The 20,770-nt window shown below is 62.1% G+C and carries 19 protein-coding genes and 1 tRNA gene; 13 read left to right on the top strand and 7 right to left on the bottom strand.

The genetic code is table 11. From position 1 onward, the window contains the following. The first annotated feature begins 256 nt into the window (after positions 1–256). A complete protein-coding gene (locus CXY83_RS09550) occupies positions 257–1,177 on the top strand; it encodes an NAD-dependent epimerase/dehydratase family protein (protein WP_104197118.1) in 921 nt (306 codons plus the stop codon). Positions 1,178–1,300: 123 nt separating this feature from the next. On the opposite strand, the gene CXY83_RS09545 is transcribed toward CXY83_RS09550, so the two are convergent. Continuing rightward, positions 1,301–1,708 (bottom strand): RidA family protein, encoded by a 408-nt coding sequence (locus tag CXY83_RS09545; RefSeq protein ID WP_104197117.1) that lies wholly within the window; start codon positions 1,706–1,708, stop codon positions 1,301–1,303. A gap of 199 nt (positions 1,709–1,907) precedes the next feature. On the opposite strand from CXY83_RS09545, the gene CXY83_RS09540 reads away from it, so the two are divergent. The 4 genes from CXY83_RS09540 (at position 1,908) to CXY83_RS09525 (ending at position 7,296) form a co-directional block, all read left to right on the top strand. After that, a complete protein-coding gene (locus CXY83_RS09540; RefSeq protein ID WP_104197116.1) occupies positions 1,908–2,504 on the top strand; it encodes an RNA polymerase sigma factor in 597 nt (198 codons plus the stop codon). Then, entirely contained in the window at positions 2,470–3,609 is a 1,140-nt protein-coding gene (locus tag CXY83_RS09535) for a CU044_5270 family protein (RefSeq protein WP_104197115.1), read from the top strand. The genes CXY83_RS09540 and CXY83_RS09535 overlap by 35 nt, the downstream gene beginning before the upstream one ends. 712 nt (positions 3,610–4,321) lie before the next feature. Next, positions 4,322–6,829 carry a PxKF domain-containing protein gene (locus tag CXY83_RS09530; RefSeq protein ID WP_146069893.1) on the top strand — a complete coding sequence of 836 codons (2,508 nt, stop codon included), beginning with the start codon at positions 4,322–4,324 and terminating at the stop codon, positions 6,827–6,829. Next, on the top strand, positions 6,829–7,296 hold the full coding sequence (locus CXY83_RS09525) for a hypothetical protein (RefSeq protein ID WP_146069892.1): 468 nt from the start codon (positions 6,829–6,831) through the stop codon (positions 7,294–7,296). The genes CXY83_RS09530 and CXY83_RS09525 overlap by 1 nt, the downstream gene beginning before the upstream one ends. A gap of 370 nt (positions 7,297–7,666) precedes the next feature. Here the strand turns inward: CXY83_RS09525 and CXY83_RS09520 are convergent, their stop codons facing one another. Further along, entirely contained in the window at positions 7,667–8,062 is a 396-nt protein-coding gene (locus CXY83_RS09520; protein WP_146069891.1) for a hypothetical protein, read from the bottom strand. Positions 8,063–8,678: 616 nt separating this feature from the next. Further along, positions 8,679–9,275, bottom strand: a complete 597-nt coding sequence (locus CXY83_RS09515; RefSeq protein WP_233200741.1) for a hypothetical protein — start codon at positions 9,273–9,275, stop codon at positions 8,679–8,681. Positions 9,276–9,592: 317 nt separating this feature from the next. Between CXY83_RS09515 and CXY83_RS09510 the strand changes: the two genes are divergently transcribed. Beyond that, the gene (locus CXY83_RS09510; protein WP_104197110.1) at positions 9,593–10,066 is read left to right on the top strand and encodes an RES family NAD+ phosphorylase; all 474 of its coding nucleotides are present in this window, start codon (positions 9,593–9,595) and stop codon (positions 10,064–10,066) included. A gap of 141 nt (positions 10,067–10,207) precedes the next feature. On the opposite strand, the gene CXY83_RS09505 is transcribed toward CXY83_RS09510, so the two are convergent. Continuing rightward, positions 10,208–10,855, bottom strand: a complete 648-nt coding sequence (locus CXY83_RS09505) for a ScbR family autoregulator-binding transcription factor (RefSeq protein ID WP_104197109.1) — start codon at positions 10,853–10,855, stop codon at positions 10,208–10,210. Positions 10,856–11,207: 352 nt separating this feature from the next. Between CXY83_RS09505 and CXY83_RS09500 the strand changes: the two genes are divergently transcribed. The 3 genes from CXY83_RS09500 to CXY83_RS09490 are packed head-to-tail and all read left to right on the top strand — an operon-like array spanning position 11,208 to position 14,196. Then, positions 11,208–12,047: a hypothetical protein gene (locus tag CXY83_RS09500; RefSeq protein WP_104197108.1), complete on the top strand. Its 840-nt coding sequence runs from the start codon at positions 11,208–11,210 to the stop codon at positions 12,045–12,047. Then, complete coding sequence (locus CXY83_RS09495) at positions 12,044–13,510, top strand: hypothetical protein (RefSeq protein ID WP_104197107.1); 1,467 nt, start codon at positions 12,044–12,046, stop codon at positions 13,508–13,510. Before CXY83_RS09500 ends, CXY83_RS09495 begins: the two co-directional genes overlap by 4 nt. An 11-nt stretch (positions 13,511–13,521) precedes the next feature. Continuing rightward, on the top strand, positions 13,522–14,196 hold the full coding sequence (locus tag CXY83_RS09490) for an ATP-binding cassette domain-containing protein (protein WP_104197167.1): 675 nt from the start codon (positions 13,522–13,524) through the stop codon (positions 14,194–14,196). A 231-nt stretch (positions 14,197–14,427) separates the two neighbouring features. Here CXY83_RS09490 and lepB read toward each other — a convergent pair whose 3' ends face one another. After that, positions 14,428–15,159 carry a signal peptidase I gene (lepB, locus tag CXY83_RS09485; RefSeq protein WP_104197106.1) on the bottom strand — a complete coding sequence of 244 codons (732 nt, stop codon included), beginning with the start codon at positions 15,157–15,159 and terminating at the stop codon, positions 14,428–14,430. Between the two features lie 254 nt (positions 15,160–15,413). Here lepB and CXY83_RS18115 point away from each other — a divergent pair, with 254 nt between their 5' ends. Next, positions 15,414–16,055, top strand: a complete 642-nt coding sequence (locus tag CXY83_RS18115) for a hypothetical protein (RefSeq protein WP_233200739.1) — start codon at positions 15,414–15,416, stop codon at positions 16,053–16,055. Beyond that, a complete protein-coding gene (locus tag CXY83_RS18110; protein WP_233200738.1) occupies positions 16,052–16,717 on the top strand; it encodes an RNA polymerase sigma factor in 666 nt (221 codons plus the stop codon). The genes CXY83_RS18115 and CXY83_RS18110 overlap by 4 nt, the downstream gene beginning before the upstream one ends. A 643-nt stretch (positions 16,718–17,360) precedes the next feature. On the opposite strand, the gene CXY83_RS09470 is transcribed toward CXY83_RS18110, so the two are convergent. Continuing rightward, positions 17,361–17,432: transfer RNA gene (locus CXY83_RS09470), tRNA-Arg, on the bottom strand. 69 nt (positions 17,433–17,501) lie between these two features. Continuing rightward, a complete protein-coding gene (locus CXY83_RS09465) occupies positions 17,502–18,176 on the bottom strand; it encodes an iron ABC transporter ATP-binding protein (RefSeq protein ID WP_134573330.1) in 675 nt (224 codons plus the stop codon). Positions 18,177–18,217: 41 nt separating this feature from the next. On the opposite strand from CXY83_RS09465, the gene argS reads away from it, so the two are divergent. Together argS and CXY83_RS09455 are read left to right on the top strand one after the other, a co-directional pair. Beyond that, positions 18,218–19,894, top strand: coding sequence for an arginine--tRNA ligase (argS, locus tag CXY83_RS09460; RefSeq protein WP_104197102.1), 1,677 nt, complete (start codon positions 18,218–18,220; stop codon positions 19,892–19,894). A gap of 2 nt (positions 19,895–19,896) precedes the next feature. Beyond that, on the top strand, positions 19,897–20,658 hold the full coding sequence (locus CXY83_RS09455; protein ID WP_104197101.1) for a DUF2993 domain-containing protein: 762 nt from the start codon (positions 19,897–19,899) through the stop codon (positions 20,656–20,658). Positions 20,659–20,770 lie beyond the last annotated feature (112 nt).

The raw sequence follows: 20,770 nt of genomic DNA, 5'->3' as shown, positions 1-20,770 counted from the left end.
CCCACCGGCGTTGCGGGAAGATGCTGTGTCACTTGGGAACCCCCTACGGGACGATTGATCTACCGCCAGAGGCCCGCAAGCGCTCGGGCGACGTGCGCGAACGGCTGGCCGCCGGTGTGATCGACGACTTTAGTCGAAACGGTGCCCGGTGGATCGAGTTACGCTGCAGGAGCGCTGGAGTGGGTATTCCTGCGCTGTCCGTCTGCCAGACTTTGCGTGAAGTGCACGACTTCACCATGAAAGACGACTGGACCCGATGAAGAAGCACCTCGTTGTTGGAGCCGGCCTGATCGGCCGTCCGCTCGCTGAACGCCTTGCGGCGCGCGGCGACACGGTGACCGTCGCGACCCGCTCAGGCTCGACCGTCGTCGGCGCGACCGCTCTGGTGCTGGATGCGAGTGATCCGGCCGCCTTTGCTCACGCTGCAACGGATGCTTCGACCATCTTTCTCTGCACGAATCCGCCATACACCGACTGGGCCGCGCAGTGGCCGCCGATCTACGAGGCAGCGATTGCCGCAGCATCCGCCACGGGTGCTCGGATCGTCGTGATGGGTAACCTCTACCCTTACGGGTCACCGACCGGTGCAATGACCGAGCGCTCACCCGAGACGACCACCGAATCCAAGGGGCTGATTCGCCAGGCAGGATGGGCGAAGATGCGCGCCGCACATAACACCGGCCTTATCCGCGCCGTCGAAGTGCGAGCCAGCGACTACTTCGGGCCGGGTGTCCTTGGACCCGCACACCTCGGCGAGTCATTCTTCACAGCGGTCCTGCGCTCAAAAACTGCGCATGTGGTGGGTAAACCGCAGCTCGCACACAGCTGGAGTTACTTACCCGACATCGTCACCACGCTCATTGCCGCCGCCGATAACACGGGCGACTGGGGTCGTATTTGGCACGTTCCAAGCAGCGCAGTCAGTCGCACCGAAATCGTCCGGCAACTCAATGCGCACTACAGCACCCGAGGTAAGGTCTCAGGTTATCCGCAGTTACTGCTGCGCGTACTCGGTGTAATCAGTCCGATGACGCACGAGGTGTGGGCCTCGAGCTATCAATTCGTGGTGCCGTTCGTTAGTGATTCGACCGAGACCGAGCGAGAGCTTGACATCACCGCCACGCCGTGGGACGAGGCACTCGTCGCCACAGCTGAGAGCTACCGCAACGAGAAGTGACAGCCCCATCACCCACACAGCCGGTCAGAGTCACCATTGAGCTTCTGACCCCGGGCAGGTACGCACATTAGCCAGCCGAAATGTCCGAAAGCCGAAAGCCGAACGTCCTGCGGACTCGTCTCGTCAGTCGATCGCTGCCGCGACGGCTTCGATCTCGACGAGCTGATCCGTATAGCCGAGAATAGTGACACCCATGAGCGTGCTCGGTACGTCGTGTGGACGGAAGGCATCGCGGTTGACCGCCCAAGCGACGACGAGGTCGCTCTGCTTGGAGGATGCGACGAGAACGCGTGTGCTCAGGACATCACTGAGTTCGGCCCCTGCCGCTCTCAGAGCAGTAACGAGGTCCTCCATCGCTTCGCTGGCCGGCGCTGCATAGTCTCCAACTCCAGCCGTGCGGCCATCGAGGTACAACGGGCAGACGCCGGCGCGGAAGATGAGGCGCGCCTCAGCGGGAGCCGTGGCGGCGGAGGCATACTCCGCAACGTCGGAAAGGTCAGCTGAGCGGATCAGGGTAACTGTTTGGGACATGCCTCGCCGTATTGGGCACCTTGGTGCGCGGCTAGCCAGGTTCAGTCCCCAGAGCAGTCTGCGCCACATTGTGCCTGACGGCGGGCGTCGCAAGACCCATGACTGCGGCAAGACTATGACTTATGTGGATCCTTGGAAAGCTGACCGTATCTGACGATATTGCCGTGAACTTAAAGTCCCCGATGGTGCAATAACAATCATGAGCAGTGATAGCGAGATCATCGAGCGGTCGAGGGATACCCCCGGCGTGTTCGCCGGGCTCTACGAGCGGCACGCAGGAACGATCTACCGGTACGCGGCACGTCGGATCGGGGTGGCTGTCGCCGACGACGTGATGTCGGAGACATTCCTCGTCGCATTCGAACGCCGTGCCGCGTTCGATCCGACGGTCGGTGCCGCACTCCCTTGGCTATACGGGATCGCGACCACGCTGATGAAGAAGCACGCTCGCCTCGAGGCTGCATCCTGGAGGGGGATGACTGCCGCAGGCGCGGCCGAGGTCATCGTGGACGACATCGAAGGTCTTGAATCCCGGGTCGATGCGGAGGCTTCCGTCCAACGAATCGGTTTGGCACTTCGCCGGATGGCGAAGCGCGACCGTGACGCGCTCTTGCTGCAGGCGTGGGCGGACCTCAGCTACGAGGACATCGCGCTGGCGTTGGCTGTTCCGGTGGGCACTGTCCGCTCGCGACTTAACCGCGCACGACGTGTATTGCGGGAAGCGATCAGCAGGGGCCAAGCCCCTACAACGGAGGTGGAATATGAACGAGTTGACTCTGCTGCGCAAGGTGCGTAGCGACGTACCTGAAGCAAGCGACGATGTACTCGATAAGGGACGGGCGGCACTGTTCAGCCGCATCAACGCATCCGGCTCGACGGTGGTGAAACGCCCCAAGCGGAAGGCCCGCGCCCGCTGGGCCGGTGCGGGCCTTGGCGTCATCGGCGCGGCAGCTCTCGTGACCGGCCTTGTTGTCACCAATGTGGTCGGCCTGGCTGGCTGGCGTGGAGGCGCGGACCCGGCGGCAGCCGCCGTCCTGCACAGCGCAGCGCTGGCCTCGATCGAGAACTCCGACCCGGTGCTCGCTGCCGGCCAGTACCTTCGCGTCGATTCCGCGGCGGTCTACGGGGCGACGACGCAGATCGGTGACTCGGACAAGATGGTGAGCTACCTGACTATCACGAATGACGAGTTGTACGTTCCCGCCGACCGCGCCGAGGACTGGGTGTGGGTACGCGGCCTCGCGGAGCCCTATGAGACGTTCGGACCCGAATCGAAGCGGGTCGCCGACGAGAGTTGGGCAGCGGTCGTTTCCGAGCGCGGTGCCGACTCTAAAGAGCTCCTTCGGGCGCCGAAGGGTGCGTTCTACAGCTATGAGAACATCCACTCACCCGACAAACTGGCCGCGCTCCCACGGAACCCCTACGTGTTGCTGAATCAGATTTACAAGACGACCATCGGGCAGGGCAACTCTCCGGATGGTGAGGCGCTGGTGTGGATCGCCGACACCCTCCGCTTCGGCGCCGTCCCGGCCGATCTTCGCGCGGCGCTCTACAAGGCAGCCGCGATGATCCCCGGTGTCGAGATCACCGAGGAGCAGGCAAACCTCAACGGTGCGACCGGGATCGCGATCGGTCGCCTCGAGGACGTGAACGGCATCCGTCAGGACCTCATCATTGACCCGGCCACCGGCCAGCTGATCGGAGAACGACAGGTGCTCACCGGCGGCGACGAGCAGAGTGGCTTCCCGGCCGGAACCAGCATTTCTTGGACTGCGATCAGGACCACGGTCGTCGACGATGCACCCGAAGGAGGCACCGCGAACGGCATCTTCGACGAGATGGGGTGTCAGACCGCAGCAGGCGTGTCCCAATGCCCGCCCGAAGGAGTCCCGAATGAGTAACACCACATCAATCGACCCGGCCGCTGTCGACCTCCCACCGACGCAATCCATCGACATCACCGCACTGCTCCGGAACGAATTCCGTTAGAAAGAGACACAAGTGGGGGCTTCCCGCAATCGCCGGAAGCCCCTACTACCATCTGCTCGAGAAAGAACCACGAGGTGGCGTCGCTCGCCCATAAGCCAGGAGCTTGACCGCATCACTGCGGTCAAGCCCTCTTCAGCGCTGTGAGCATCAACCACACCGAGACACCGATAACGTGGCGGGTGCAGGAGAGGGAATGAAACGACGAGTAGACGCCCAGCTCACTCGCTACGCAGCGTCCGCAAGGGGAACCCTTTCCGGGCCGGTCAGAGCGTGTTGCCTTGGCTGACTTCAGCGGCCACGGAACACCATGCCCTTCTTGCACCACAAAAGGCACAATCGCTGGATCCATCAAGCACCCCTCCTGGGTAGTCCCGTCTGTCGAACCCAGCCCTCATCCGATTCTGAGCGCTCCCGTATGACAAAGCTTCCCCGCCATGCTGCGGGGAAGCTGCGACAGACCTTACCGGCTGCATACATGCGTTGTCCGAGGTGACGCGCCCGACCTTCGGGGATCCCCGTTCTGTGAGGAACGCGGCGACTCGGATCAGGCACCCAAACGGGGTATTGCTGCACCAATGTGAATCTCGCTAGCTTCTGAATTACGTCTGAATCACGTCTGGAACCGTGCAGCTGAAATGGGTTCGAAACACGGCAGCGATGGCGGTGCTCGCTGTGCTAGCTGGTGGCTTCCTAGCAGTGGAGCCAGCTCAGGCGATAGGTGGTGCGGTCATCGACTCGGCCGATTGCATGCAGAACGAGTTGAGAGCGAACGATGATTCTTATTCCAGCCAGGTGCAGCTGCCGTTCGGCGTGGACTTCTACGGCACGTCGTTTGAGAGCTTGTGGGTGAACAACAACGGCAACGTGACATTCGACGGGCCGTTGAACACCTTCACTCCTTTCGGTCTAGCTGATACGCGCGCCGAGATCATCGCTCCGTTTTTCGCGGATGTCGACACTCGCGGTGTTGGTTCCGAAACCGTGCGCTATGGCTGGGGAACCACAACCCATGAAGGCCAGCGTGCCTTCTGTGTGAACTGGGTCGACGTCGGCTATTACAGTGCAAGTACCGACAAGCTCAACAGTTTCCAACTGCTCCTGGTCAACCGGGAAGACGCTTCCTCCCCTGGCGCCTTCGATATCATCTTCAACTACGACAAGGTCCAATGGGAAACAGGCAGCGCCAGCGGCGGGACGGGAGGGCTCGGCGGAACCTCAGCAGTGGCAGGTTTCTCGAACGGCAGCGGCCGTGACGGCACCTCCTACGAGCTCTTCGGCTCCTCGGTCAATGGGGCTTTCGTCGACACGAGCCCCACTGGGCTAGCTAACACCAGCACCGATAGCTCCGTCACCGGAAGACACGTATTTCGGGTCCGCGGCGGCAGCGCACCGCTGACCCAATACGTCGCGCTCGGAGACTCGTTTCAATCCGGAGAAGGCGCGGGCGCGTACCTTCCCAACACCGACATTCCCGGCAACCGCTGCCACCGTTCGGCCTACGCATACCCGAAACGACTCGTCGACGCTGGCGTGGTCAACCTGAATTTGGACTTCGGAGCCTGCAGCAACGCAGTGATCGACGATCTCTCAGTCGGCTACGACCCCAACCGCCCGCCTTACACCGACGGTATTGCGCAACTCGATCGCCTCAGTAGCAGCACAAAACTGGTCACCCTGGGCATCGGCGGCAACGACATGGGGTTCGCGGATGTGCTCAAAGGCTGCGTAACGGCGCAGCTCGGCGACGCTCTGAACCCGTTCGTTGATGCCGCGTGTGAACCGGAGTATGGCGACAGCGTCGATGACAGACTTGAAGTCATGATTGACAAGGACAAGCGGGGAACCATCTACAAGGAAGTCAGGCGCCGCGCTCCATTTGCTCGCGTGCTGATACTCGGATACGCACGCTTCTACGTCGAAGGCGGCCAGCACAACGCCGCCCACGATGACTATTGCGCCGGAATGCGCATGACAGATCAGCGGTGGATCAACCGTGAGATCAGACAGTTCAACAGTGCCATCAGCAATTCAGCGCGGTCTCTCGGCCTCCAATACGTCGGCATCTACGACACTCCTGCTGGCCACGAGTTGTGCGGTCCCAGCACCGACCTCTTCCTCAACGGGATCAAATTGTTCGATCAAGTCGAGTCGTACCACCCGAACGAATTCGGCCACGAATTGATCGCTCGCGACGTCACCGCGGCACTGCGAGCACCTTCTCCAGGGACGCTCTTCAATGTGCATCCTGGTGAAACCATCGACTACTCCTTCCAGTCCTCAGGGGGCGACCTTGACGCATCCACCCAGTGGCACGGTAGCGATGTGGTGCTGTCTCTGACATCCCCATCAGGCCGTGTCATCGGGCGAGAAACCAGCGCCACCGATGTGAGCCACGAAGTCGGTCCTACTTTCGAGAGCTACCACATTGCGAACGCCGAGGTGGGGCAATGGACCGCGACACTCTTCGGTGCGCAGGTCGCGCCGCAGGGCGAGGAGACTCGTTTGGACGTCTGGCAGGCGCCACCTGCCAACCTGGATCCCACGGCAAGCATGTCTCTAGCCTCCGCAGGGCGTTCGATCACGCTCGATGCAGGCGCGAGCGCCGACGCCGACGGAAGCATCGTCGAATATCTCTGGGAGTTCGGCGATGGCAGCACGGCTACCGGACGTCAAGTCAGCCACACTTACACCACCGCCGGAACATACTTGGTGACGCTCGCAATTCGAGATGACGAAGGCGGGGAAGCATTCGTTTCGGCGGATCAGCTTGTTGAGGTCCCGGAATATGAATTCAGCGGTTTCCGCTCACCCGTGGATGCCGCACCGGCCTTCAACCAGATGAAAGCCGGCAGGGCTGTGCCATTGAAGTTCGCGCTGGGCGGGGACTTTGGGATGGACATTCTGAGCGCAGGTTCGCCGTCTTCAACAGCGACCGAATGCGCAACAGGCGTAGCCATAAGCGACGCAGAAACGACCACAACCGCAGGCAACAGTTCACTGTCATACGATGCGGCGAGCGGAACGTACACGTACGTTTGGAAGACCGCGTCCACATGGGCAGGCACCTGCCGAACATTCACACTTACGCTCGATGACGGCAGCTCCGACGTCGCCAAATTCAAATTCAAATGATGACGACGCAGAGCGGTAAAGAGGCGGAGTCGGCTCTCGGCGTGGGCGCGGTTCTGGCCTGGGCAGGGATCCTCGTCCTGTGGTCGGCCCTCGTCGTTTCATGCACAGTGCTCTTGGGTCGTGGTGCTTACATGACCGTGTACTTCGCAGCAACCGGCGAGGCACTCGCAGAAGCCCGGACCGGAAACCTGTTGATCCTCGTCGGCTCACTCGGTCTGTTCATCGCCGCGGTTTGGGCACGGCTAATGCGCGTGCCGCTTTGGGCTTGCATCCTGGTCGCTGTTCCGGCGGCTCTCGTTGGGGGGCTCTCGCTTTTTGCTGGCGCCACTCTAATTCCGGAGCTAAGTTACCTTCTGGCGGTACCCATTGCCGCTGCTGCCCTCATCAGCGTTCTGATCCTTGCCCGGCCGATCCGCCGCAACCCAGTGACGATTGAACGTGCCTCATCCAGGTCCGACGAGGCGTAACCATGCAGCCACCCCGGTCACGTGGCTGGTCGGAACTCCGATCGCGCGGGCGGCAGCAGGCATACGTACCCGTGCACAACGCGGTGCCCAGTACGGCCCGGTCACGGGATGCCTGGACTCCATCGCAGCCCTAATCTAGCGGTCTGTTCCGGACAATCAACGCCCGGGCTTCCCCGCCGCTCTTCGGTGGTGGGAAGAACTCCAGCAGGTCAGTGTCCTGCATCGCGGTCATGAGCAAGACCGGCCCATGCGACATTCTCCAAGTCGGGTATCACAGCCCATTCTCCCCGCGTCGGCCTGGTTTGCGGGCTGGTCCTCGCCAGGCCGCTGCTTCGCGCTGGCTCCGTTCCCCCAACGCGCCCGTTGACCATCAGGAATCAGACTGAGCCTCCGCCCGCCGGCGGCGAGTGCTAATTACTATCCATCGAAAGATGGCGGCATTGACCGCGGCCAAAGGGAAGAATCCCAGGTAGTACAACGCCGCGCTCAGCGACAGTGCTCCGACGGCCAATCGTTCTGGCCCCGATCCTTGCGATGAACCCAGTGAACCGGCAACGTAATACGGAGTTGATAGCGGCAGCGTCAACACAACGATGAGTAAAACAATCGCTTCGGCTGCGCCCGTCCCCGCTCCCACGTCAAAGGCGCGCATCACGCACACCGACGCAACGAGCCCGCCGACTGCCGCCAGGTAAGCGCCCATCATCGCAACGGCCCAAGAGGGCAGGCGGCGCTTCCCAGTCGGTTTTGTGCGGTCAGTCGTCATCTCCGAAAGCTACAGGACGCGCCCGACCCCGGGCAATAAGCCATGGCAATCGTGCCCTTATCCTTCGAGTTACTCCGACCAACGAGTGTCAGTTGACGAACCCCCACCGGGACGATCTGACGTGAAACCGAACGCGAACGTCACCTCGGCCCAAAGCCGTTCCCATCTGACACTCCGCGCCCATTTGGTCACTTAGTATTCGAGAAGCAGGACAATAACGCCAACGATGTACTTTTCAAGGAGCGTCGACAAGCGATGCCGACTGTCGCGGTTTACCGTCCGGTGAACGGCCCGCTTAATGCCGAGGGCGGCGCTGGTTTGGTCGGGTGTCATCAGGGGTGACGCCGGTATCGAACAGCTTCGAAGCAAACACCTCCTCCGCGTAACCGCGCCGGGAGCGGACGAGCGCCCCAGCACGTCCGCCGCCGTGCGGTCTTTCGGCCCGGTTGAAATCCGAACGCGAGGCCGACCGGAGGGAACTGAGCCAGCTCCAACTCGCGCTGGCCAAGGCGCAGGGTGAGAACTTAGAGCTCAGGCTGCGCCTCGCCGGCCACGAGGATTAGGGCTAGAGATATGAGGAGCGGCCCGGCAAGCGGCCGCATTCGGCGGAGTGGAACTAACCACCCGGCCCGGTCGGATCGATCGGCGCACCGTCGCCATTCTCAGGTAGGTCTCCGCGCTCCACTGGTTCGCCTGGAGACTTGGGAACGTCGGAGAAGAGCAGTTCGAGTTCGGCATCCGATGGCACGTGCACTTTCTTCGCGGCTGTCAGAAGATCCGCTGGCGACGCGTCGTTCATTCCGGATACCCAGATCAGCGCACCGTCTCGCACCGCGACGTACTCGTGGATGCCTCCAGCCGACCGATGCCAGACGCCATCCTCATTGGCACACGTCACCGCTCCGCCGGGCGCATCCCAAAGGGGTGTCGCAGCACACGACGCTTCCGTGAGTTCCCCAGAATCGCTACGGATGGTCAGCATCGCACCCGTGCTGCTGTTGAACCAGGTAGCCGACATCCCGTCTGCAGCACCCGGCCCGACCGACTGCGGTGCGAGATCGTAGCCGTCCACCTCAGTCGTGTACACGAGTTCAGGAGTGATGCCAGCAGCTCTCGCGAGCTCGGCGATCGAATCCAGGCTCGCCGCATCCGCGCCCGTCGTCGATGCGCATCCAGTGAGAGATACGCAGACGGACGCCATAGATGCAGCCACGGCTAATGTCCACGCCCTAGGGAAGCGACCAGTTCGACGCAAGAGCACCCCCTCCTTCGGTCACGGCTGTGCTTGGCGACTCTGCCAATCGCCAGCTCGTACAGTGTGAGTCTACGGTCCGGCCTACCCGGCCGGGGCATGCGCCGACGACGCGCAACAGAAGAGCGCGCACAGGGGGGATACGGGGAGTCTGCACGCCCCATCACGAACGGTCAACGGGACGGTCCATGGCGATCGGTGCGTCGGGTAGCGTCGGAAGGGACCGGTCGGGACGTTCTGGGGAGTGATTAGTGTCGGGTGAACCCTTGGTTGAACAGATGGGTGAGGTCTGGTCCCGCGTGTCCGGATCGTTCTATCGCGTCGTAAACCCTGCCCATCAAGACGCGGCGCTTCTTGGTTCGCGTCTGGCCGGTAGGTACTCGGAACCGAACCAACGGACTCTGTACCTGAGCTCATCTCCTGAAGGAGTCGACGCTGCAATGATCGCCCATGCTCAGGGTCATGTCGACGAGCTGGTCTTGCTCAAATTTCACGTGGAAGCCCATAACATTGTCGATCTCCGAGACCCGGTCGTACTCCTTGTCGCCGGTGTCAACCTTGCAGACGCAGTCGCGCCTTGGCAGGACATTGTGAAAAACGGCGGCGAGCCCGCGTCGTGGAAGGTTCGCCGGCGGCTAGAGGGTCTCGGAGCGACTGGCCTCATCGATCCTTCTCGCAAGCGCCCTGGCTGTTGGCATCTCACGCTATTCAGGTGGAATTCTGCTGATGCGCCACGCGTGGCTCTCGACTGACCTCCTCGAGTTCCACCTCGACGCCGAGCGTTAGGGAACCCCCTACGGGACGAGCGCAGGCCCCACCCGACACGATCAACTCCCAGCACCCTGATGAGTTTTTTGGGACGTACGAGTAGGAGTCCTCATCCCCGTTGGTGACTACTCCTTAGTCGTGTCGGGGATAATTTCGTCGAGCCGCCGCTGGGCGATTTCGAGTGCGTTGGCGGGCACCACAGAGGGAAGAATGTATTCCCACATTTCGCGCACGCGCTGCAGCAAATCTTCCCGCCCAGTGTAGGTGTCGGAGACGAGTTGGATTCCCGTGAACGCGGGAATCAGGAATCGAGCGAACGTTTCCGGGTCGACGCCGCTTCCGAAATCGCCGTCGGCGATGGCCTGCGCGGCGAGGTGTGAAAAGGTGCGCATCCACTCGTCGAACGGGGATCGAAGCGGGGGATCAAAGTTCGTCACCTCCGTCGTCAAACGCACGCCCGCTCGGACGACTGGATCAGCCAACAGCCGCCGGGCGAGGTCAGCGCAGAGCATGATCATCGTTTCCAGGGCGCTGCGCTTGATCGCGTGAATTTGATTGCTCGCGGCCAGTGCCAACGATTGTTCTTTCGCGATGACAGCCCTGGCTAAGTCTTCCTTCGATTGGAAGTGAAAGTACATCGCGCCGCGTGTTACGCCGGCCTCGTGAGCAATGTCCCCGGTCGTGGCCAGTCCGTATCCCAAGCGGTAGAACGTGAGGGCGGCGCCATCCACGATCTTCTCGCGCGTGGCTCGTGCTCGCTCTTGTTGCGCCATTCCTAGGTCCCATCGGTTGCTATGAACACGGTACTCTGAATTCATAAAAAACAGGCAGGCTTGCTTTTTATTAGACTTTGCGTGGATCATCAGAGAGCGGAGTCGTTCATGATGCGCATCGACTTCAGGGGGTAGAGATGGAGAGACCACGAAAGGCTGGGCTGGCGTCAGCTAAGCCTGCGGGCTTCATGAATGCCAGCGGCAGCGTTGAAGCCATCGGCACGGCGCCTTACAGTGCTTGCGCAAGGTCGTCGGGCGTTAGCGTCTTGGCACGTCTGGATTCGCCCTCATCCGACTCGCTTTTCCCAGCGGAGTGCAACGTGGCAATCGACGAGTGGAGCGGGAACGTCCCGTGAACAACCCGGTGGGTGGGACTTTCACAGGACGGCTCCGACTTTTCGGGCTGGCGTGGCGTACCTCCCTGAAATGGCCGACCGCCCTTCTTGTTCTCGTCGCTCTGGTGCTGCCAACTCTGAGTGGCGTCAAGGACACAGCTGGAGCGGCGCTCAGGGATTGGCTGGACCTGTTCTCCATGATGATGACCTCCCCGATCGCCCTGATCTTCCCCCTGCTCGTGGTCTTCATCGCCGCAAGTCGGCTTTACCAAGAGATGGGCAACCGGTACATCGTCAATGTCCGAGCCCGGGTCAGCATCAGGCGCTATCTCGGATCCAAGCTCCTGATCGCGCTGCTGATCACGTTCGCGACGTTTGCACTATCCACGTTCCTGGCCTTTGTCGTAGCTTTCTATTTCTGGCCGACGATCGGGAATCCGTCGGTTCGGCCCGACCTCTATGACATGACGTCGGCTCAGGCCGCCACGGATGCGCTGACGCGGGTGACGTTCTCTTCCCTGCTGAGCGAGGGCACCTGGACGTACGGTGTCGTGTACTCAGTGTGGGTTGGCATCTCCGCAGCTTTGTATGCAGGTTTCGGTACGGCGTGTCTTGTCTTGGTCAGCAGCCGGGTATTTGCCCTGGCAATCCCGTTTCTCGTCTACTTTGTGCAGAATATTGGCGCGGCCTTGTTGGGAACACCGCACTATGGCCTGATGTATGCCGCCTTCCCGTTTGGACTCATTCAGTCATCAATGTGGGAGGCGATCGTGCCGACCGCGATCCTCGCCGCTGTAGTGGTGGCCTTGTGGGTGCATGTATTCGTGAACGTTCGGCGGTTGGAAACGCTTCAATGAAGTCCTTTCCGCAGCCATCCCGACTAGCAGTTGGAACGCTGCTCAGTCTTGCTGCGCTCGCCTGTGCGTACGGACTCTATGGTCGTGCGGCCATCGCCCGGCAGGCGCCACCTCTGCACACTCCTGAAGTTCTAGACGTTGTCCTGGAAACGCTCTGCAGCCCCCAGTTTGTGCTCTTCATTCTGCTTCCCGCTTGGCTGGGACGTGCAGTGCTGTCGACCCGCGCTGAGCTCGCTCCGGACCGGATGACGCGCCACGGGAGCTATCGAGCCGCACTCACGTCATCGATCCACTCCTCAGCTCGAGCGCTGGCCGTCTCCGCTGCGGCCGTGCTCGCGGGTCTCCTCACCGCGTCAACGGGACTTCCCCTTGCCCAAGGCGATCATCACCTGCTCGTGCCCGACACTGCGACTGCCGTCTACAGCGCGGACGGAGTGCTCCCATGGGTTGCACTCATCCTGCAGGTGGCGCAGCTTGCGGGTGTCTTCGTGGTGCTTCACGCCGTCATGATGGCGATTGCGATGCTGGGGCTGCCCTTTGGCATGCGAGTAGTGGCGGCCATAGTCGTGTGGGTGTGGGCGGCATCGGCAACCTTGGGCGGGTTCCCGGAGGGGTCCTACCTCAGCGCACAGACATACGTGATTTTCCGATTTGTGCCGTCAGATTCGTTCAGATCGGCCGGAGCCGTAGCCGCCGTAGGGGCGATGATCGTCGCCGTCGTCACCGCCGCGCTCTACCTGGACGCCCGGGCCCGACACCGAGGCCGCCGGCTCACTGGAACTGCCGTCTTTGGCATTCTGAGCGCATCCATCGTGTTTGGTCTCGTCGCACAAGCGCAACCAACGACACGCAGTTTCCAGACCGTAATGACAGATGCCTTCTCCGGCGACGGCGGGACCCTCCTCCAGTACGCCAGCGGAATAGTCCTGCTCGTCGGTTACGTCTATCTGTTCTCAGGCCAGCTGGCGGAAGTCCGATCAGGATGGGCACTCCTTCTCCTCCTCCGGCACGGCTCCATGTCGCGGTGGGCGCGTCACGTCGCAGTGCACGAGTACATCGCCGCGATGCTTTTCATCGTTGCGATCCTCGCGTGCAGCGCGGCGAGCTACGTCCTGCTCGGTGGCAGAGACTTCGGCGGCCCTGCGGGAAGCACGCCGCTGTGGTTGTTCCATTTCGTGGTGAATTGGACACTTCAGCTTCTCGTCTACCTCGCCGCGGTGTTTGCGGCCGTGCTGCTGTCCGGCCATCGTCTCGCCGGCCTTATGGCAGTGGGAATGATCACAGCGCTCAGCGTTCCCCAAATTCAACTGGGACCGTGGCTGCCGGTGCAGTCCGCGGACATGTATCTGACAGCGGGAGGATGGGCCACCGTGCTCGCCTCGACAGCGTCCCTGCTGGCCTGGTCCCTCGCGATCAACGCACTACTGGCTCTAGTGATCCGCAGAAGGTTGGTTGTCCTATGAACGGAGAGAACATGACTCAGACCGAGACCGTCATCGAACTACGGAACGTGGGCAAAGCCTACAAAGGCAATGTGCTCTTTCACGATGTCACGATCACCCTGGAACGTGGCAAGACCTATGGACTCGTCGGCGCCAACGGCTCCGGAAAATCGGTTCTCATGAAAATCATCTGCGGATTCGTGATGCCCGACTCCGGCGAGGTCTGGATCGATCCGGAATTCCTACCGGCCAACAGAACCTTCCCCGACCGATTCGGCGTCACCATCGACGGTCCGGCCTATCTCGGCGGAGAAACCGCGGAAAAAAACCTACTGACCCTAGCCAAAATCCAGAACCGAATCGGCAAAGCCGAGGTTCGGTCTGCTCTCGACCAGGTCGGACTCCCGGTGGGGTCGCCGAAAAAGGTTCGCACTTTTTCACTGGGCATGAAACAGAAATTGTCACTGGCTCAGGCCTTCATGGAAGACCCACAAGTGCTCATCCTCGATGAACCCTTCAACGGACTGGATGCTTCCAGCTCAGCCAGCCTTCTCCAGCTGCTGCGCGACTTCCAGAACACCGGAAAGACGATCATCTTCACCAGCCACAACAAAGACGATATCGCCGCGCTGGCCGACGTCATCCTCGAAATAGACGGACAACAAATCCTGCCGCGCGACAACGACCAACGACTGATCGCTCGATAACTTTTCTCCCCGCACCGGTCAGTGCAGTATGAGTCGATTAGAAGTAGTCCCTAAAATACGTGCCGCGATCGCCCATTTCCTCTGCGGCCGTTAGGGGGACGTCGAGCGCGACAGATCTGGGGCCAAACCACCTGGCGGCCGAGTGCACCGACGTTGTGTCACAGGGGAACCTTCAACGGGACAATTTCAGCCGATGAAACAACCATCCCGTTTTGGGGGTCTTGGCCTTAGTCAGCCGGCTGACGACGCGCTGGTATCTGGGTAGTTGCCGAGCCATCCCCAGTGTTTGGCAGGCCAGCTCACCACGACTGCGCGGCCAACGACGCTGCTGATCGGGACGAAGCCGCCTCCCGGCGAGCCGTTGAGGAAGTGGAAGGCCGAATCGGCCGAGTTGTATCGATTGTCGCCCATGACCCAGAGCTTTTCGTCAGGCACGGTGACCGTAAACGGACTCTTGGTCGCCTGGGATTGACCGTCAGGAATCTGAATGTATGGCTCGTCGATGGCCGCATCGTTGATGGCCAACTGCCCGGCGACGGTGCAACAGACCACGGTGTCCCCGGGAAGGCCAATGACTCGTTTGACGAGGTGATTATTGCTGTCGCCAGCGCTCAGCCCCACAACAGTGAGTGCAGCATCCAGCGCGCTGAAAAGATTCTGCGGCACGGGTTGCTGCGGTGGCAGCCAGTTTCCCGGGTCGGTGAAGACAACGACGTCGCCGTGCTCAATCGGGATCAAATTGGGAACGAGTTCATTCACAATGATCCGATCATTGACCAGGAGCGTGTTCTCCATCGACGGAGACGGAATGTAGAACGAACGCACAACAAAAGTCTTCAGAAGGGCAGAGATCAACACCGCGACGACCACGATGACGACAAGGTCCCGCACGAACTTCAATGCAGGAGACCCGGCCCCAGCCCGCCGTTGTGCGGACCTCGTGGCTGCTTCGGCTGTCATCATGCCCTGAGCCTAGGGCAGTCAGTCAAACGACTATTGACCGCCCAGCCGATCGAGCCATCGCAAATCACTCAGCTTCCCCCGTCACCACAGGGGGAACGTTGTCCAGGTCCGTTATCTGGCGCGCAATCTTTCCGGCATCATCGAAGGACCAGACGGGCGAGCCGAACTGACGGGAAAAGTTTCCGTGGCGTCCGCAGACGTCTGGCATCATTCCGGACATGTCTCTGATGTAACCAACTTTCGAGGAGAACATCATGAGCCCCACATCCGACGATTTGGACGGCCTGCTGAACCGATCCGCCCCGCCCACGACGGTGGTGACGGAAAGTGTCGCCGATGAGCTGACCCGGCTTCGAGTCGCGACCAGTGTCGAGACCGCGAGCGTGACAGTGCGGCGGCCATGGAGGCGGCCCGTGTTCGCGGGGCTCGCGTCCGTGCTGCTTCTGGGTGGTGCCGTGACGGCGACCGCCGCGGTCACCAACAGCTGGGTTCCCTGGGCACAAACTCCGGTGGCATCGATGACCTACACGCTGCCCAGCGGGGCGGAGTGCGAGGAGCGCATCGGGAACGTCCTCGGGCAGGACCCCGCCGCCGTCGAGGTAGTCGAGGACTTCTACCGAACGACCGATATCGGATCCCTGCTGACTACGGAGAAGATCGCAAGCACGATCGAGTGGATCCGGCAGGACTCGAACATTGCTGTCAACGCCGATGGGTCGACCGAACCGGCCGGCTACGGGACCGTGCACTACAACGCCGACGAGGAGTACCAGCGTGCAGTGTCGATGATCGTGACCGCTGCGGTCAGCACCGAGCTCACCAACCGGGGCATCGACGGTGCCGACTCCAATCTCAGCTCCGAGAGCCAGTCCTTCTGCCCTGGAGCCAGCTGGTGAGGGCACGTAACCGCAACTCCACTGAACGTCTCACTGAGGCGCTGACTGCCGCATCACCCGATCTGCTGCGCTACTTCCAACGTCGACTGCCGATCGACGATGCCGCCGACGGACTGGCGGAGCTGATGCTCGCAGCCTGGCGACGGGTCGACTCAACACCCCCCGGGGCGGAGCAATCCCGGATGTGGCTGTTCGGGATCGCCCGCCACGTCGTGACGAACGCCGCACGGAGCGAACACCGACGGTGGAACCTCACCGAACGATTCCGGCAGGTCCTGCGAACCTCGCCCACCGAGGGGCGACCCGCAGACGACGGGGCCGACGTGCGGGATGCGATCGGCCGGCTGTCCCCGGCCCAGGCCGAACTCGTCCGCCTCATCCACTGGGACGGATTCGCCATCACTGAAGCCGCCCAGATCCTCAACATCAGCCCGTCAACGGCCAGAACCCGCTACCAGCGAGCACGAACCGACCTAAAGACCGCGCTCAGCGAACAAGCACCGGCACCAGAGGTCACGGGCCACCTGCCCATACCTGTCGCGAGACCGCTAGCGGGCGACCTTAGCGCGACAGCGGCAACAACGTCACACAGGACAATCCGTCCCGTGGATACAATCCTGCCGTCATCGCAACGGATCGACATCTCTGCCTACCCCGTCTAACCGTCGGCCGGTGATGGAACCAACTTCGGGCGTCCCATAAGCCGGACGCCGACCGGGGCGGGTGCAGATGACTTGGGAAATTTGCGAATTCGAGACGGGTATTGGAGCGCCGATTCCCGTAAGACCCGCCCGAGAAAATGCCCGGTCAACGGGTGCTAAACGCTACAGCCTAAACCATGACCGCAATGCTCATAGGCCACGACCGCGTCTGCACTAATGGACAAGACCTCACCGGACAAAAGAACGCGCTAGCCAACAGACATATGCGTTATGCCCAGCGGCTCACCGAAGGTGTCGAGACAACGGCGTAGGTCGCGCGCGCTTTCGGAATATCCCGCGCCGCCTTCTAGGGCCGGGCACGCTTCCTAGGGCTAACGCCAGACCGATCCGGTGTCGAGACGGGCGACGGCGCCAGCTAGCGATGGCAGAACGTGCGCACAGAATCAACGCAACCTTGCAAATTTCCTAGTTCGATCCGCTCGCGCGCGGGCTTGCCGACGCACAACTCCCCGGCCTGACAACGGAGTCTAGGCGTCGCGTCAGAGGACAAGAATATGGCCAGCTGCTCATATCAGAAGACTAAAGCTGCGGCTTGTCCGAGCTGCGTGGCAGAAGTCCGAATTAGCGTGGCACGTGACAACTGTGCCCCCAGGCAGATTCGAACTGCCGCCCCTGCCTCCGGAGGGCAGTGCTCTATCCCCTGAGCTATGGGGGCCAGGGTGATTCAAGGTTAGCATCATGGGCCGGTTGCGATGAGCCATCCGGGCCGGGCTGCCAGCATCCGCTACCCGAGGTGCGCGAGAATCACCGAGAGGAGACCCTCAGCGTCTCCGGGCTCACCGAATGCGGGGGTGCTCAGGGTGATCCAGTAGGTTCCGGTGAACACCTGCGCCTGGCCGCTGCCGCCGGAGTAGGTGAAGAAGCCGTCCACGGTGGGCGGGGTGCCGTAGGTCGGCACGGCCTGGCTGTCGGCATCCGCTTGCTGCTTGAGCGCGGCCATCAACACATCGTTGGGGGCCACGACCGAGACCTCGATGAGCTCGCCGCTGGTCTGGTTCGACCAGCCGCAGGTCAGTCCGTTGTAGGTTGCTGCAGTCGCGGCCAGACCGTCAGCGGTCGGCGAATAATCCGGGGCGGAGCCGTAATTCGGGTTGAAATCGTAGACATCCTGCAGGGTGAGAAGGTCACCACAGATCTGCGTGATCGGAGCGCCGGTCGCTTCCGGTGTCGGGGTCGGAGACGACGCCGGCTCAGCGCTCGTCGTCGGGTCAGCGGATGCACCGCTCGTCGCGACCGCAGAATTCGTCGGCGTCGGTTCGCCTCCTGCGCTGCAGCCAGCCAAAAGGAGGGCGAACAGTGCTCCGCCGGTAAGCATCAGCCCGGCACGGCGGCGTGTGGACGCTCCGCCGGTGCGTGCAGCGGTACGAGCAAAAGAGGGGTAGACGCGTGTATCAGTCACGCGTTGACCTTACCAACAGGACGGGCCGGTACGATTATGTAGTGACTCCCGCCGAACTCTCCCAGTCCCTTTTCAACCTCATCCAGGGCGTCAGCGAACGCCGACGCGAGGCTGACACGGCAGGGGTAGACCTTGGACTCACCCTCGCCGACGTGGCTGTCGAACGACCACGCAACCGCGACCACGGCGATTGGGCCTCGAGCATCGCGCTGAAGATCGCCAAACCTCTCGGCACCAACCCGCGTGAAATCGCGGCCGAATTAGCTGCCGGTCTCGAACAGCTGGCGGATGTCTCATCCGTCGAAATTGCCGGCCCTGGCTTCATCAACATTCGTCTCGAAGCGGCGGCGGCCGGTGCGCTCGCCAAAACCATCGTCGACCAGGGCTCGGTCTACGGCACCGGCCACCTGTATGACGGTCTCAAAATCAACCTCGAATTCGTTTCGGCCAACCCCACCGGCCCCATTCACATGGGCGGCGTGCGCTGGGCCGCGGTCGGCGACAGCCTGGCCCGCGTGCTGGCAGCCGAGGGCGCCGACGTGACCCGTGAGTACTACTTCAACGACCACGGTTCGCAGATTGACCGCTTCGCCCGCAGTGTGCTCGCCAGCTACCTCGGCGAACCCACCCCGGAGGACGGTTACGGCGGAGCGTACATCGGCGATATTGCGGCCAACGTACTCGCTAAGTACGACGGTGACGTCGCAGCCCTTCCCCGCGATGAACAGCAGGAAGTGTTTCGCTCGATCGGCGTCGACCTGATGTTCACCGAGATCAAAGACAAACTGCACGGCTTCGGCGTCGACTTCGACGTGTACTTTCACGAGGATTCGCTGCACGAATCCGGCGCCGTCGACCGCGCCATCGATCGCCTGCGCGAACAGGGCCACATCTTCGAAGCGGACGGCGCGATCTGGCTGCGCACGACCACCTTCGGTGATGATCGAGACCGGGTGATCATCCGCTCCAATGGCGAGCCCGCCTACATCTCAGGCGACCTCGGCTACTACCTCGACAAGCGCGAACGCGGATTCGACCAGTGCCTGATCATGCTCGGCGCCGACCACCACGGCTACGTCGGCCGCATGATGGCCATGGTCTCCGCCTTCGGCGACGAGCCCGGCGTGAACCTGCAGATTCTGATCGGTCAGATGGTCAATTTGCTCAAAGACGGCGAACCGGTGCGCATGAGTAAGCGGGCCGGCACCATCGTCACCCTCGACGACCTCGTCGACGCCGTCGGTGTCGACGCCGGCCGCTACGCCCTGGTGCGCTCGAACAGCGACTCGCAGCTCGACATCGACCTCGACCTGCTGGGCAAACGCACCAACGACAACCCCGTCTTCTATGTGCAGTACGCCCACGCCCGCACCTGCTCGGTCGCCAGCAATGCTGCCGCCAGCGGTGTCGAACGCTCCGTCTTCGCCCCGGAACTGCTCGTGCACGACAGCGAATCCGCGCTGCTGGGCGTGCTGCAGGAATTCCCGCGCGTCGTCGCGCAGGCCGCGCAACTGCGGGAGCCGCACCGCGTCGCCCGCTACATCGAGGAGGTCGCCGGCTACTACCACCGCTGGTACGACAACTGCCGCGTCATTCCGCTCGGTGAAGAACCGGTCACCGACCTGCACCGCACCCGTTTGTGGCTGAACGACGCGACCGGCCAAGTGATCCGCAACGGCCTGGGCCTGCTCGGCGTCAGCGCCCCGGAGCGCATGTAATCATGGCAAAAACCAAGCGTCGCGGCCTCGTTCCGCTGATCATCGTCGGCGTACTCGCGATTCTGCTGGTCGTCGCCTATTTCCTCATCGACAGCGGCGTGCGTGCGTTCGCGCAGGACCGCGCCGAAGTCGAAATCAGCAACCGGATGCCCGCTTCCGTGACCGGCGACATCACCGTCACCATCGGCGGTACCTCCGTCATTGCGCAGTTCATCGCCGGCAACTTCGATGAGATTGAGCTGACCGCGCCGAACCTGGCGGTCGACGGAGTGCCGGCATCCGTTCACGTGATCGCCCACGATGTGTCGACGAACACCGCCAAGGCCATTGGCTCGCTCACCGCTACGCTCGACCTCGATCAGGACGCGGTCAATCAACTGGTGCGGGCTTCCGGCACCGCGCCCGCCGACGCTGTGATGACCCTCGGCGACGGCACGGTGGCGTACACCGGCACGGTGAAGTTGTTCGAGTTCAACGTCGGCTACAGCGCCACGGCCACGGCCAGCGCCGCCGGCGACACCCTGAACTTCACTCCCACCGAAGCCACCGTGACGAGCGGTGTCGGCGACATCGACGCGACACCCCTCGTGAACCTGATCCTGCAGCAGGCACCGATCGCGGTCTGCGTTGCGAGTTACCTGCCCGAAGGAGTCGAAGTGAGTGGCGTCGATATTTCGCCCGAGCGGGCACGCGTTACGCTGGAGTCGAGCACTCTCATGCTCACCGCGCAGTCGCTGACCACCCTCGGCAGCTGCGCCGGCTAATTCGAACCTCGCCACTCGCGACGGTAGAATCGTAGCCAGGCACGCTCGTTCACCCGGGCTGGCACATTTTCCGGCTTCAGGGACCAATCCGGGTTCGCTCGCTGAGACTCCC

It is taken from the genome of Cryobacterium sp. M15 (genome assembly GCF_002929675.1).
GTDB classification, from domain to species: domain Bacteria; phylum Actinomycetota; class Actinomycetes; order Actinomycetales; family Microbacteriaceae; genus Cryobacterium; species Cryobacterium lyxosi.
This window is presented reverse-complemented; position numbering and strand designations above follow the sequence as displayed.

What these genes read in the sequence shown, in the direction of transcription:
- CXY83_RS09550 (WP_104197118.1), top strand. Translation starts at nt 257, where the DNA reads ATGAAGAAGCACCTCGTTGTTGGAGCCGGCCTGATCGGCCGTCCGCTC.
- CXY83_RS09545 (WP_104197117.1), bottom strand. Translation starts at nt 1,708, where the DNA reads ATGTCCCAAACAGTTACCCTGATCCGCTCAGCTGACCTTTCCGACGTT.
- CXY83_RS09540 (WP_104197116.1), top strand. Translation starts at nt 1,908, where the DNA reads ATGAGCAGTGATAGCGAGATCATCGAGCGGTCGAGGGATACCCCCGGC.
- CXY83_RS09535 (WP_104197115.1), top strand. Translation starts at nt 2,470, where the DNA reads ATGAACGAGTTGACTCTGCTGCGCAAGGTGCGTAGCGACGTACCTGAA.
- CXY83_RS09525 (WP_146069892.1), top strand. Translation starts at nt 6,829, where the DNA reads ATGACGACGCAGAGCGGTAAAGAGGCGGAGTCGGCTCTCGGCGTGGGC.
- CXY83_RS09520 (WP_146069891.1), bottom strand. Translation starts at nt 8,062, where the DNA reads ATGACGACTGACCGCACAAAACCGACTGGGAAGCGCCGCCTGCCCTCT.
- CXY83_RS09510 (WP_104197110.1), top strand. Translation starts at nt 9,593, where the DNA reads ATGGGTGAGGTCTGGTCCCGCGTGTCCGGATCGTTCTATCGCGTCGTA.
- CXY83_RS09505 (WP_104197109.1), bottom strand. Translation starts at nt 10,855, where the DNA reads ATGGCGCAACAAGAGCGAGCACGAGCCACGCGCGAGAAGATCGTGGAT.
- CXY83_RS09495 (WP_104197107.1), top strand. Translation starts at nt 12,044, where the DNA reads ATGAAGTCCTTTCCGCAGCCATCCCGACTAGCAGTTGGAACGCTGCTC.
- CXY83_RS09490 (WP_104197167.1), top strand. Translation starts at nt 13,522, where the DNA reads ATGACTCAGACCGAGACCGTCATCGAACTACGGAACGTGGGCAAAGCC.
- lepB (WP_104197106.1), bottom strand. Translation starts at nt 15,159, where the DNA reads ATGATGACAGCCGAAGCAGCCACGAGGTCCGCACAACGGCGGGCTGGG.
- CXY83_RS18115 (WP_233200739.1), top strand. Translation starts at nt 15,414, where the DNA reads ATGAGCCCCACATCCGACGATTTGGACGGCCTGCTGAACCGATCCGCC.
- CXY83_RS09455 (WP_104197101.1), top strand. Translation starts at nt 19,897, where the DNA reads ATGGCAAAAACCAAGCGTCGCGGCCTCGTTCCGCTGATCATCGTCGGC.